Consider the following 12196-nt stretch of genomic DNA (forward strand, 5'->3'; position numbering starts at 1 on the left):
TTCCATCAGGGCGGGGGCGTTCGCATCAAGAAAGCTCTCGGGCAAGGTCGGCCGCCAAGGCGGCGTTGTTTTTCACTAAGGCGATATTCGCTTGCAAGCTTTTGCCTCTGGTTAACGTTTTCACACGGTCAAGCAAAAACGGGGTGACCGCTTTTCCGGTGATGTGCTGCTTTTCTGCTTCCTTGAGCGCTTGTTCGATGATGGCGGTGATATACGACTCCTCGAGCTCCTCTTCTTTTGGGACAGGATTGGCGATCACAACACCGCCGTTCAACCCAAGCCCCCATTTCGTTTCAATGAACTGAGCGACTTCTTCCACGCTGTCGAGGCGATAGTCGACGCGAAACGGGCTCGTCCGCGAATAGAACGCTGGCAGGACGTCCGTCTGATAGCCGATAACCGGGACGCCGTGCGTCTCTAGGTACTCAAGCGTCAATCCTAAATCCAAAATCGATTTCGCCCCGGCGCAGACGACCGCGACGTTGGTGCACGCCAGTTCCTGCAAGTCGGCCGAGATGTCCATCGTCTGTTCGGCGCCGCGGTGCACCCCGCCGATGCCGCCGGTCGCAAACACGCGGATGCCCGCCATCTCAGCGCAAATCATCGTCCCCGCCACGGTCGTCGCCCCGTGTTTTTTCATGGCGACGACATACGGCAAGTCGCGGCGGCTCACTTTTTCCACATCGCGGCTTGTCCCGAGCTGTTCAAGTTCGTTTTCGGTCAACCCGATTTTGATTTTTCCGTTTAAAATGGCGATCGTCGCCGGCACGGCGCCGCGGCCGCGGATGATCTGTTCAACCGCTTTCGCCGTCTGCACATTTTCCGGATACGGCATGCCATGCGAGATGATCGTCGATTCCAAAGCGACGATCGGCTTTTGTTCCGCCTTCGCTTGAGCGACTTCTTCGGAAAAGACGAGAAAATCATTCATCACTTCGTTCCCCCTTCGCGAAAATATCGCGCATAGGCGGCTTGCAACATATATTCATTCAAAGCGGGATGCACCGTTTCGGCCGTTTGCAGCGTAAGCGCCGCATTGCTCATCCCGAAGCGGCAGGCAGCTTCGAGCGGATAGCCGCCGAGGACGCCGTACAAAAATCCTGCCGCAAAGGCGTCGCCCGCTCCGGTGGCATCGGTGACCGCAACCTTCGGCGCCGCGATCACCCCTGTTTCCCCTTGCTTGGTGGCGTATGCGACGCCGCCCGCCCCGCGCGTGACGACAACGTTCTCGACGCCCAAACGAACGAGCGCCTCCATCGCTTTGTGCACGCTGCAATGATCATTGCCCGCAAGCGCCATAGCCTCTGCTTCATTCGTCACAAGCCATGTCACGCCTGTTAAGTCGGCAGGCAGCCGTTTCACTTTCGGAACGGACACGGTCACGACACAAAGCAACACATCCTCTTGCCGGCACTGTTTGATCACCCACGAAAGGATATCCGCAGGGAAATTCGCATCAAGCACGACGGCGGTCATCGGGCCGAGTTCAGACCACCGCTGCTTTATCCACTCTTTTCCCACTGTATCATAAATCGCCATATCCGCCAAGGCGAGGACCATCTCGCCGCGTTCATCGAGCACTGCTGTATACGTCCCGGTGTTCGCTTTTGACGTTCGCACGATGTGCCGTGAATCCACGTACCGACTCGTCACGTCAATGAGCCACTGTCCGTCCTGGTCGTCGCCAACGGTGCTGACGAGCGAAACAGCTTGGCCGAGCCTTCCCAGGTTTTCGGCGATGTTTCTCGCCACCCCGCCCGCGGTTTGCGTCGTGGCGACGGGATGGGACGTGCCGAGCCGAAACGGAGTGAGCAACCGCGCCTTTCGGTCGACGTTCGCCCCGCCGATGCAGACGATCGATGCCGCTTTCCCCATGCCTTTCCCCCTCTCTTCCAATGATCACAGCCGCGCGATCCCGCCTCTTCCCAAACAAAGAAAACGATTTCAAAAAAGCGGACAGCTGCACGCTTCGAAGCCTCACCACCCATTGTACCACATACCGCCTGGCAAGAACGGCATAAAGAAGGCACCCCGTCAAAACGACGGGATGCCGATTTTCGGACGTTTAGTTTTTGTACGCGCAATACGGACGCAGTTTGACACCGATCAGGCTGCCGAGGAAAGCAAAGACAAACCACGCCCAGCCGTGGGCGCTGAATGATGCAATGCCGCCGAAATACGCGCCGATGTTGCAGCCGAACGCCAGCCGGGCGCCGTATCCCATCATTAAACCGCCAATGAGCGCGCCGATCGTCATGCGCGTCGGACGCTTCCACTGAATCGGCTTTGTGTAGCGGCCCGCCAGCGCTGCCGCCAATAAGGCGCCGACCATCAAGCTGATGTCCATCACGGTCGTTGTATCGTAGTAGAGCGGCTTCGCGAGCGCCTGCCGTTTTGCTTCATCTTGCCAGTACGCCCAAGCGGTCGGATCGACGCCAAACAGCTGCACGAACTTCGCGCCCCAAAGGGCGAAAGCGGATGTAATGCCCCACGGCTTACCGCTAATCATCAGCACAAGTGCGTTCGTGGCCGCCAAAAGCAACGCCCCAACCAGAAGCGACCATGGCCCTTTGTAAATCGCTTTCCAGCCATGACGATTCTCAAGCGATGTAGCAACGAGTTGGCCATAGCGCCGTTTTTCCGCCACGGTCACCACATAGTAGACCGCTGCCAGCAAAACCAACTGAAGCCAAAACCCTCCCAAGACGCCGAACTCGCCAATGAACGAGAACGGCTCCCATTGCGGCATCTTCGCCCACACGTCAAAGTGGGCCGTCGCAATGACTGAGCCAGCGATGAACCCGATGAGCGTCACAATGCCGTTTGCATCGCCCCCGCCGATATGGTACAACGTCCCCGAGGCGCAGCCGTCGCCAAGCTGCATGCCGATGCCAAACAGGAAGGCGCCGACGATGACCGATACCCCGACACCAAATACATAACCTGACACCGGGTGCCCAAGAACGGACCCTTTCACGAGCAGCGGCAAAAACAGCGCGCTGGCCACAGCCATCATGATCATCTGTGCCCGAATGCCTTCCCCTTGACGGTACAAAATGAATTTCCTCCATGCCGAGGTAAAGCCAAAATGCGCCTGGTACAATACAAATCCACCAAACGCCCCTAACACGTACAAAAGCGCCTGTTGCCAAGAAACGCGGCTATATAAGAACAACGTTCCGCCGATCAAGATGAGGCAGGAAACCGCAATAATCCACGCAGTCGGATGTTTCGGGGCGTTCGCTGCTTGTTTCGTGCGAACGTCTCGTTGTTGTGCGGTCAACTCCATGATGCATCATCCCCCTTTTCCATTTTGTTCATCTACTTTATAATACTATAAAACTTATTTATTTTCTATGATTTAAACTACAAATGTTTCACCTCAGCGGCTGATCGGGTATAATGCAGACGAGCACTTTCTTAGGAAGGAGATTGGCATGTGGAACGAGTTTAAAAAATTCGCCGTCCGCGGCAATGTCATCGATTTAGCGGTCGGGGTCATTATCGGGGGAGCGTTCGGCAAAATCGTCTCCTCGCTCGTCAATGACATCATCATGCCGCTCGTCGGTTTGATTTTAGGCGGCATCAATTTCAGCGATTTGTCTTGGAAAGTCGGCAAGGCCGAAGTGAAATACGGGGCGTTTATTCAAACGGTCGTCGATTTTTTGATCATCGCTTTCTCCATCTTCCTGTTTGTCAAACTGATCAATACGTTGTACGAACGAATGAAAAAGCAGGAAGAGGTCAAAGAAACGGCACCGACGCTGACAAAGGAGGAGGAATTGCTGACGGAGATTCGCGATTTGTTAAAGCAGCAGCGTGAAACGATGTAAAAGCCTGTCCTCGGGGGTGGACAGGCTTTCATGGCACCGAAACTTCTCAGTCGGGTAATGGGATGGCTACGAACCCGAGAATCGCAGCCGTCCCACGATACCCGTTTTGATTGAAGCGCCGCTCTCCCATCAAAGCAGCCAGTATGCGAGCGGAGCGGTGAGGATGAGCGTCAATACGGTCCGCTCGAACCAGATGACAAGCAGCCTCGGCAAGCTGAGCGGAATTTCCGTAGACAAAATGCATGGGATGACAGCGGAAAAGAATAGGATCGCCGATACGGATACGACAGCAATAATGAATTTCGTGACAAGTGGAGCTTCGGTGACAAGCAAAGCCGGCAAAAACATTTCCGCGATTTCAATGGCCGATGCTTTCGCTGCCAACAGCGGCTCGGGAATTTGCAAGAGAAGGGTGAATGGATAGAATAAATAGCCCAACCAGTCAAACAATGGCGTATATTCAGCGAGCAACAGCCCAATCAGTCCAACGGACATAATGGAAGGCAAAATGCCCATCGTCATGATGAAACCATCACGCAAATTTTCCCATATATTCGCTCCAATCCCTTTTGACTGTCCTACCGCTTTCATCGCCTCAGACCAAGCTTGCTTCATATAGCTGCCCGTCACTTTTTGCCCCGGGTCTCCTTTGCCATCGTAATACTCGTCGCTCATGCGGCTCAGCGGCCAAAGCCGGGAGGTAAGCGCTGTGACGGCAAATGTGACAAGAAATGTCACCCAAAAATACGTGTTCCAGATCGACATGAGCCCTAATGTTTTCGCGACAACGACCATAAATGTCACGGATACGGTGGAAAAACCGGTAGCGATGATCGCCGCTTCTTTCACTGTATATTTGCCTTCTTTAAACACTTTATTGGTGATCAAAAGACCAATCGAGTAGCTGCCGACGAAGGAAGCGACGGCATCGATCGCCGAGCGGCCCGGTGTTTTCCAAATCGGCCGCATGACAGGCTGCATCCAAACGCCGACGAATTCCAGAAGCCCGTAACCAACGAGCAAAGCGAGAAAGACGGAGCCAATCGGCACAAGCAAACCGACAGAAATGACGAGTTTGTCATACAAAAACGGCCCCATATTCGGTTGAAACAGCCATGACGGACCGATGCGAAACACCAACATGACCGCCACGATCAGTCCAAGAACTTTCAACAGTGAAAAAACGGCCGTCAAGGCATCTTTGTTCCACGTTTTCTTATAAAATGGATAAATCGCACCGAGAGCGATCACTATAAGAGCATAATACGGAACAAGTGCTGAAAACTGTGAGCGAATCCATGTCACGATGTGATCGAGCAAAATGGACGATGTGCCTCCGATCGATACGGGGACGAAAAACATGAAAATCCCGATGGCGCTGTAAACGAAAAACTTCCATGCGCCGCTTGTCGGCGTTGGAACGGATGGCTGTACGCCCACGTTTGTATCCGTTTTCATTATTTATGATCCCTCCACTTTTCTTGTAAGCGTTTGACGAAGGCAAGCGCAGCCGCTCATGTACGATTGCCCGACCTCTAACCGTTGACAAAGGCGGCGGATTTTTGGTTCATTCCGTATGAAACGGTTTAGTCATGCCCCTTTCGTTTCATTGCACACCTTGCCGTCTTTCACCACCACCTCCCCGCCTTTGATCACCATCTCGACATGATTGACTCCGTAATAGTACATGATCTGCACGTAATTCGGCACGTTGAACATGACCAAATCCGCCGTTTTCCCCGGCTCAAGGCTGCCGACGAGATGCCCGCGGCCGATGGCGTGGGCGGCATTGATCGTGGCAGCGGCCATCGCTTCAGCGGGAGTCATGCGCATGTGCAGACAGGCAAGGCTCATCACAAGCGGCAGCGAGACGGTCGGCGATGAACCGGGGTTGCAGTCGGTCGCCAAGGCGACGGGAACGCCGGCGTCGATCAAACGGCGGGCGTCGGCGGCTTTTGTCATTAAGAAAAATGCCGTGCCTGGCAAGAGAACGCCGATGACGCCGCGCTCCGCCATGCGGCGAACTCCTTCGTCCGACGCGCGAAGCAGATGGTCGGCGGAAATCGCGCCGACCTCGGCGGCCAGTTCCGCCCCGCCATACGGTTCGATTTCATCGGCATGGATTTTCGGCGTCAAGCCGTACGCTTTCCCCGCTTCCAAAATGCGGCGCGCCTCATCGGGAGTGAACACGCCGCGCTCGCAAAAGACGTCGTTGAACTCGGCCAACCCACGCCGGCTCACTTCGGGAATCATTTCGTTGATGATGAGGCGGACGTATTCATCCGGATCGTGCTTCCACTCCGGCGGAACGGCGTGGGCGCCAAGAAAGGTGGAAACGACATCAACTGGGTGGATGTCATCAAGCCGCTTAGCAGCTTCGAGCTGCTTGATTTCGTGCTCAAGGCTTAAGCCGTAGCCGCTTTTCGCCTCGACGGTCGTGACCCCATGAAGCAAAAACTGATCAAGCCGCTGTTTGCTTTCTTCATACAACGTTTCTTCCGACGCTTCGCGCGTCGCCTTCGTTGTCGCATGGATGCCGCCGCCGGCGTTCATGATCTCCATGTACGCCGCTCCATCAAGGCGCATCGTCCATTCGCGTTCGCGGCTGCCGGCGTAAACGAGATGGGTGTGCGGATCGATGAGGCCAGGAGTGACCGTTTTGCCGCGGGCGTCAATCACGTCAGCCTCATCGAGACGGTCAGCAAATCGGTGGGCCAGTTCATCATCCGAACCGACGGCTGTGATCGTGCCGTTTTCGATCCAGACGCTGCCGTTTTCAATGATGTGAAGATCGCTCATCTTCTCCTTGACGAGCGGGGCCGCGGAGCCCCCCGCCATCGTCACAAGCTGGCGGGCGCGGCGGACAAAAAGCGGGCGCATGTGGCTCTCCCCTTTCTACTTCAGCATCGGTATATCGATGCCTTTTTCTTTCGCCGTCCGGATGGCAAGCTCATAGCCAGCATCGGCATGGCGGACCACACCCAACCCCGGGTCGGTCGTCAACACGCGTTCCAACCGTTTTTCCGCCTCTTTCGTGCCGTCGGCCACGATGACCATGCCGGCATGGATCGAGTAGCCCATGCCGACGCCGCCGCCGTGGTGAACCGACACCCAGCTTGCGCCGCCGACGGCATTCAACAGCGCGTTTAAAATCGGCCAGTCGGCGATGGCGTCGCTTCCGTCTTTCATCCCTTCCGTCTCCCGGTTCGGCGAAGCGACGGAGCCCGAATCCAAATGATCGCGGCCGATGACGATCGGCGCTTTCAGCTCGCCTTTGGCCACCATGTCGTTGATGATTTTGCCAAATTTCGCCCGCTCGCCGTAGCCGAGCCAACAAATGCGCGCCGGCAGCCCTTGGAACTTGATGCGTTTTTGCGCCATGCGGATCCAATGGCAAAGACGTTCATTGTCGCTGAATTCGCGCAAAATGACTTCATCGGTTTTGTAAATGTCTTCAGGATCGCCCGAGAGCGCCGCCCAGCGGAACGGCCCTTTTCCTTCGCAAAAGAGCGGGCGGATGTAAGCCGGCACGAAACCTGGGAAGGAAAAAGCGTCCTCCACCCCTTCGTCTTTCGCCACTTGGCGGATGTTGTTGCCGTAATCAAACGTCACCGCCCCTTGCTTTTGCATCGCGAGCATCGCCCGCACATGCGCGGCGATCGACTGTTTTGCGCGGGCGACGTACTGCTTTGGATCGCGCGCCCGCAGCTCGGCCGCTTCTTCAAGCGCAAGGCCAGCCGGGATGTAGCCGTTTAGCGGGTCGTGGGCGGACGTCTGGTCGGTCAATACGTCCGGAATCCATCCCATTTCGACAAGACGCGGCAGCACCTCGGCCGCATTGCCGATAAGGCCGATCGAGAGCGCTTTTTTCTCTTTCTTCGCCTGTTTCGCCATCTCGAGCGCCGCCTCCAGGCTGTCAGTCATCGTGTCGAGGTATTTCGTGTCAAGGCGGCGCTGGATGCGGGCCGGATCGACTTCAATGGCGAGGCAAACGCCGCCGTTCATCGTCACGGCGAGCGGCTGCGCCCCGCCCATGCCGCCAAGGCCAGCAGTTAGGGTGATCGTCCCGGCCAGCGTGCCGCCAAAGTGCTGGCGCGCCACTTCGGCAAACGTTTCATACGTCCCTTGGACAATCCCTTGGCTGCCGATGTAAATCCAGCTTCCGGCCGTCATTTGCCCGTACATGATCAATCCTTTTTTGTCAAGCTCATGGAAATGGTCCCACGTCGCCCATGCGGGCACGAGGTTGGAGTTGGCGATGAGCACGCGCGGGGCGTCCGGATGCGTGCGAAACACCGCCACCGGCTTGCCGGATTGGATGAGCAATGTTTCATCGTTTTCTAAACGAAGCAGGGTGTCCACAATCGCTTCGTAACATTCCCAGTTGCGCGCCGCCTTGCCGATGCCGCCGTAGACGATCAACTCATCCGGCCGTTCAGCGACATCGGGATGCAAGTTGTTGTGTAACATGCGCAGCGCCGCTTCTTGAATCCATCCTTTCGCCCGCCGCTCTGTTCCCGCAAGCGGTTGGACTGTCCGTTTGCTCGTCATCGTCATCCTCTCCTTTTTCCTCTTTGCTTTTGATTGTAAAAGAAGCCGAGAGGTCGGAGATAGATTCTCGTCTTTTAAAGATGATCTGATTTTTTAGAAATTTCAATTTTCTTTCTGTTTCATCTGTCCGTTTTTTTCGATATATGTCCATTTCTTTCGAAAAAAACCGCCTACCGCGGCGATGACGGTTTCAGCCGTTGTTCATCGCGGTAGGCAGTTGGCGTCTGGTTCATTTCTGCTTTAAAGACGCGGGTCAAATAATGGGCGGTGCGAAACCCGGTTTGTTCGGCGATTTCCTTAATAGACAGATCTGTCTGGCGGAGCAGCCGCTTCGCTTCCTCGAGCCGCCGGTTCGTCAACCATTGGCGAAACGTCATGCCACGCTTCGTTGACAACAAATGGCTGAAATACGCGGGGCTGCGTCCGGCAGCGGCGGCGACTCGCTCAAGCGTCAGCGACGGATCGCGAAAATGCGCCTCCATATAACGGAGGCCTCGTTCAACGGCATCGACGCGCGCGTCTTCCTCGGCCCGTTTCGCCTCATGGAACAACCGGTATAAAAATAAAATCAATTCCTGAACGATCCGATACAAGACACGATTGTACAAAATTTCTTGAAACATGCGCATATACTCCCGCTCAGTCCCGCCGCGGTCAAGGCCGTACGTTTTCATAAACCGGCGGATTTGCGCCAAAATGCTCGTGAGCCGCGTCCGCACCATCTCCGGGCTCGGAAACGGCGGCGACCAATGCCAAAACTCGCGCTGCAGCCATCGCTTCACTCCTTCGTGGTCGAACCGCTCCAACATCTCGATCCATTGCCGCTGCTCCTCAGGCGTCAAAAACGGATCGAGCTCGCGCCACTGTTCGTATTCCGAAGCGGGAGCGATCACTTGCCGGTAGCCGATAAAAAACGTCGTCTCCAGCAGCCGGCGGGCCGCTTGGTATTGCGCGCGCACCGTTTGCTTGGCATCAGGCGGCATCACGACAACCGCGAGCGGCTCAAGATGTTCTTCCTCCCAATCGCGCAACAGCTTCCATGCCTCTTCTTTCCCGTCGCCCGGCAAATCGGGAAGCAGGCAAACTGCCATCTGGGTGAGCGGCAATACCCGCGCCCGTCCGCGAAACGGATAGTTCGTTAAAAAGCGGATCACTTCTTGAGACAAGGCAGGCTGTTCCGCTTGCACAAGCCATACATGGGTGGAAGCTGCGGCGGGGTCATCGTAAAATAATGCGCGGTAGTCGCCGTGATGGGCGTCCAACCCCGCTGGCAGGCTCGAGCGGCTGTTTGAGGAAAGCGAAGCCGCCGTCCTCAGCGCTTGCTTTAGCTTCGCCGGCTCGAGCGGCTTGACGAGCAAATCGACGCACTGCCAGTCGATGGCTTGCTTCGCCCGCGCAAACGTCGCCTCGGCGGTCACGGCAATGACGCGTTGGCAAAACAGACGGACGCGGGATGTCGCCTTCGGCCATCGTTCATATGGAATCATATCCAGTTCGACGTACAACAGCTCCGGCGCCTCCCGCTCAAGAAGAGCCATCATCTCCTCCACATTGGCCGCCGTGTACACCTGCTCGATTGGCAGCGAATACGCGGAAACGAGCCAGCGGATCGCTTCCCGTTCCTTGTCGTCCCGTTCGGCAATGACCAATTTCACGTTCTCACCGCCTTGGCTGCAAACGTTGGAAATGAAGGAGCGCTTCCATGCAGAAGGCGGCGGCCAACGCCAGCGTTTTTCCGCCTTCATCAAAGAGCGGGTTGACTTCGCAAAGGTCGACGCTGACGGTGTTCGGATGGGAGACGATCCGGCGGATGAGGGCGCGCGCCAAAGACGGAGCGAGTCCAAACGGCGACGGCGCGCTCACTCCCGGCGCGGCCGCGGCGCTGATGGCGTCCATGCAAATGGTGAACATCACGGCATCGTGATGAGCGGCAAACTCCTCGATTTGTGCATAGGCGGCCTCAATCGGCCCTGCGGTCAGCTTGTCTTCCATCATGTACCAGCAGCCGTACTTCTCGGCCGCCGCAAACAGCGCCGTCGTGTTGCCGAGCAGTTGAATGCCAAGGCAGAAGTAGCTGGCTCGTTCGTCTTGATCCAATATTTGCCGAAACATCGTCCCCGATGTCGGACCGTCATCGTATGGACGCAAATCGAAATGGGCGTCAATGTTGATGATGCCGATCATTGACGCTGGACCGAGCGCTTCGCGAACGCCTAAGTAATGGCCGTACGCCGTCTCATGCCCGCCGCCGATCACAATAGGCGCAATGCCGCTTCGCAACAGGCGGGCGACCATCGTTCCAAGTTCCGCCTGGCTTTGTTCGAGTTGTTCATCAACGCAAACGACATCGCCTGCGTCATAGACGACCACCCCCTCCGGAAGATGCCAAGGCAGCCGCGCCAGCGCCGCTTTAATGGCGGCCGGAGCCTCTTTCGCCCCTTGGCGGCCTTGGTTGCGGCGCACTCCCTCGTCGCATGCAAACCCGATGAATGCCGCCGCTCGTTCCACCGGCTCCAATGGCTGCGACAAATTGAGCAAGCGAATGCGCTGATGAAGGCGAAACGCCCGCTCATCGCTCACGCTGTCAATCCGCCCCGTCCAACGGAAGGCGTCTGGCGGTTGATACATGAGACCATCTCCTTTCCATCATCAGCTTCTTGTTTCTTTCGCTGCCGCTTTGCCGTTCTCCTCCTCACGGACGTGAAAAGAGGAAATCGCCGCCGTTTGGCGAATAAAAAAAACATGATTGACAACAGAAAGGGTGTTCCAGATGAAGCCAATGACCAACTTGCACGATGTCATCGCCGGTCAAAGCGCGCCGCCGCCGTGCGACAAGTCGCTTGGCGTCCGCTTGACGGAAGCCCGAGACGGCTGTGCGAAAGGCGTATGGACGATCAGCGAATCGCTGCTCAACGGCAACGGGGTGATTATGGGCGGATTTGTCGGAGCGGCGGCGGACATTCTCATGGCTTATGCGGTGACGACCTTGCTTCGCGATGACCAAATGCACGCCTCCATTAACTTGCAGACGACGTTTCACCGCCCGGTGGCGGCTGGAGAAGCCGAAATCGAGGCGCGAGTAGAAAAATTAGGGAAAACTGTTGCCTATGTGACCGCCATCGTGCGGCAAAACGGCAAAGACGTGGCGAGCGCGACATCATCGGTGCTGATTATGGATAAACCGTGAAAAAAGCGCTTTTATCCATGGACCAAAGGGGAATCATGCGCGGAAAGCCGATGCCAAAGCGGCCCGGGCGCAACGAGCGAAGCACCGAAGAAAGCGCTGTCAAAAACAGCCTCTCTCCGGTGCTTTTCGCTGCTTGTTAGGCGCGGACAAACGTTTTCGGCATGACGACGGCCACGACTTGGCCGCGGGCGCACAGTTCGCCGTTGGCGAACACTTCCGTATCAACTTGCCATTTTTTCGGATGAATTTCTGTCACCGTCCCGACGGCGACAAGCGGCGCGCCGTGCGGCGTCGGCTTGACGAAATCAACGTGAAGCGACGCCGTGACAAAGCGCGGCGGCGTTTCCCCGCTCCCTGGTTCATGGCCGTTTTTCCGATGCAACGCCAACGCCGCTGATCCTGTCCCATGACAGTCAATAAGCGAGGCGATCAGCCCGCCGTACACAAACCCAGGAATCGCTGTATGCTCCGGGCGCGGCGTATACACCGTCACCGTCTTGTCCCCTTGCCATCCGGTGCGGAAATGGTGGCCGTGTTCATTCAGCCGCCCGCAGCCGTAGCACCAGGCAAATTCATCCGGATAGTCGTCTTGAATGGCGTGAATAACTTGCGGCTCCATCTCATT

The 12196-nt window shown here is 56.6% G+C and carries 11 protein-coding genes; 2 read left to right on the forward strand and 9 right to left on the reverse strand.

Annotated elements, in window-relative coordinates; translation table 11 throughout:
- Positions 1 to 25 precede the first annotated feature (25 nt).
- From LG52_RS08480 to LG52_RS08490, 3 genes are all read right to left on the reverse strand, one after another.
- The gene (locus LG52_RS08480) at positions 26 to 931 is read right to left on the reverse strand and encodes a pseudouridine-5'-phosphate glycosidase (protein WP_044731599.1); all 906 of its coding nucleotides are present in this window, start codon (positions 929 to 931) and stop codon (positions 26 to 28) included.
- A complete protein-coding gene (locus LG52_RS08485) occupies positions 931 to 1875 on the reverse strand; it encodes a carbohydrate kinase family protein (RefSeq protein WP_044731600.1) in 945 nt (314 codons plus the stop codon). Before LG52_RS08485 ends, LG52_RS08480 begins: the two co-directional genes overlap by 1 nt.
- A gap of 190 nt (positions 1876 to 2065) precedes the next feature.
- The gene (locus tag LG52_RS08490) at positions 2066 to 3289 is read right to left on the reverse strand and encodes a YeeE/YedE family protein (protein WP_044731601.1); all 1224 of its coding nucleotides are present in this window, start codon (positions 3287 to 3289) and stop codon (positions 2066 to 2068) included.
- A gap of 148 nt (positions 3290 to 3437) precedes the next feature.
- Between LG52_RS08490 and mscL the strand changes: the two genes are divergently transcribed.
- Entirely contained in the window at positions 3438 to 3833 is a 396-nt protein-coding gene (mscL, locus tag LG52_RS08495; RefSeq protein ID WP_044731602.1) for a large conductance mechanosensitive channel protein MscL, read from the forward strand.
- A 129-nt stretch (positions 3834 to 3962) separates the two neighbouring features.
- Here the strand turns inward: mscL and LG52_RS08500 are convergent, their stop codons facing one another.
- The 5 genes from LG52_RS08500 to hutG all read right to left on the reverse strand — a co-directional run bounded on the left by LG52_RS08500 (position 3963) and on the right by hutG (position 11012).
- The gene (locus LG52_RS08500; protein ID WP_044731603.1) at positions 3963 to 5291 is read right to left on the reverse strand and encodes a YjiH family protein; all 1329 of its coding nucleotides are present in this window, start codon (positions 5289 to 5291) and stop codon (positions 3963 to 3965) included.
- A gap of 132 nt (positions 5292 to 5423) precedes the next feature.
- The gene (gene hutI, locus LG52_RS08505; RefSeq protein WP_044731604.1) at positions 5424 to 6713 is read right to left on the reverse strand and encodes an imidazolonepropionase; all 1290 of its coding nucleotides are present in this window, start codon (positions 6711 to 6713) and stop codon (positions 5424 to 5426) included.
- A 15-nt stretch (positions 6714 to 6728) separates the two neighbouring features.
- The gene (gene hutU, locus LG52_RS08510; RefSeq protein ID WP_407059892.1) at positions 6729 to 8384 is read right to left on the reverse strand and encodes a urocanate hydratase; all 1656 of its coding nucleotides are present in this window, start codon (positions 8382 to 8384) and stop codon (positions 6729 to 6731) included.
- A 170-nt stretch (positions 8385 to 8554) separates the two neighbouring features.
- Entirely contained in the window at positions 8555 to 10039 is a 1485-nt protein-coding gene (locus LG52_RS08515) for a helix-turn-helix domain-containing protein (RefSeq protein ID WP_044731606.1), read from the reverse strand.
- Between the two features lie 4 nt (positions 10040 to 10043).
- On the reverse strand, positions 10044 to 11012 hold the full coding sequence (gene hutG, locus LG52_RS08520; RefSeq protein WP_044731607.1) for a formimidoylglutamase: 969 nt from the start codon (positions 11010 to 11012) through the stop codon (positions 10044 to 10046).
- Between the two features lie 142 nt (positions 11013 to 11154).
- Here hutG and LG52_RS08525 point away from each other — a divergent pair, with 142 nt between their 5' ends.
- On the forward strand, positions 11155 to 11571 hold the full coding sequence (locus tag LG52_RS08525; RefSeq protein WP_044731608.1) for a PaaI family thioesterase: 417 nt from the start codon (positions 11155 to 11157) through the stop codon (positions 11569 to 11571).
- 136 nt (positions 11572 to 11707) lie between these two features.
- Here the strand turns inward: LG52_RS08525 and LG52_RS08530 are convergent, their stop codons facing one another.
- Positions 11708 to 12190 (reverse strand): PaaI family thioesterase, encoded by a 483-nt coding sequence (locus LG52_RS08530; protein ID WP_044731609.1) that lies wholly within the window; start codon positions 12188 to 12190, stop codon positions 11708 to 11710.
- Positions 12191 to 12196 lie beyond the last annotated feature (6 nt).

Source organism: Geobacillus kaustophilus, from assembly GCF_000948285.1.
Lineage (GTDB): Bacteria > Bacillota > Bacilli > Bacillales > Anoxybacillaceae > Geobacillus > Geobacillus thermoleovorans_A.

Coding starts and splice junctions, on each gene's coding strand:
- LG52_RS08485 (WP_044731600.1), bottom strand. CDS start 1,875: ATGGGGAAAGCGGCATCGATCGTCTGCATCGGCGGGGCGAACGTCGAC.
- LG52_RS08490 (WP_044731601.1), bottom strand. CDS start 3,289: ATGGAGTTGACCGCACAACAACGAGACGTTCGCACGAAACAAGCAGCG.
- hutG (WP_044731607.1), bottom strand. CDS start 11,012: ATGTATCAACCGCCAGACGCCTTCCGTTGGACGGGGCGGATTGACAGC.
- mscL (WP_044731602.1), top strand. CDS start 3,438: ATGTGGAACGAGTTTAAAAAATTCGCCGTCCGCGGCAATGTCATCGAT.
- LG52_RS08500 (WP_044731603.1), bottom strand. CDS start 5,291: ATGAAAACGGATACAAACGTGGGCGTACAGCCATCCGTTCCAACGCCG.
- LG52_RS08525 (WP_044731608.1), top strand. CDS start 11,155: ATGAAGCCAATGACCAACTTGCACGATGTCATCGCCGGTCAAAGCGCG.
- hutU (WP_407059892.1), bottom strand. CDS start 8,384: ATGACGAGCAAACGGACAGTCCAACCGCTTGCGGGAACAGAGCGGCGG.
- LG52_RS08530 (WP_044731609.1), bottom strand. CDS start 12,190: ATGGAGCCGCAAGTTATTCACGCCATTCAAGACGACTATCCGGATGAA.
- hutI (WP_044731604.1), bottom strand. CDS start 6,713: ATGCGCCCGCTTTTTGTCCGCCGCGCCCGCCAGCTTGTGACGATGGCG.
- LG52_RS08480 (WP_044731599.1), bottom strand. CDS start 931: ATGAATGATTTTCTCGTCTTTTCCGAAGAAGTCGCTCAAGCGAAGGCG.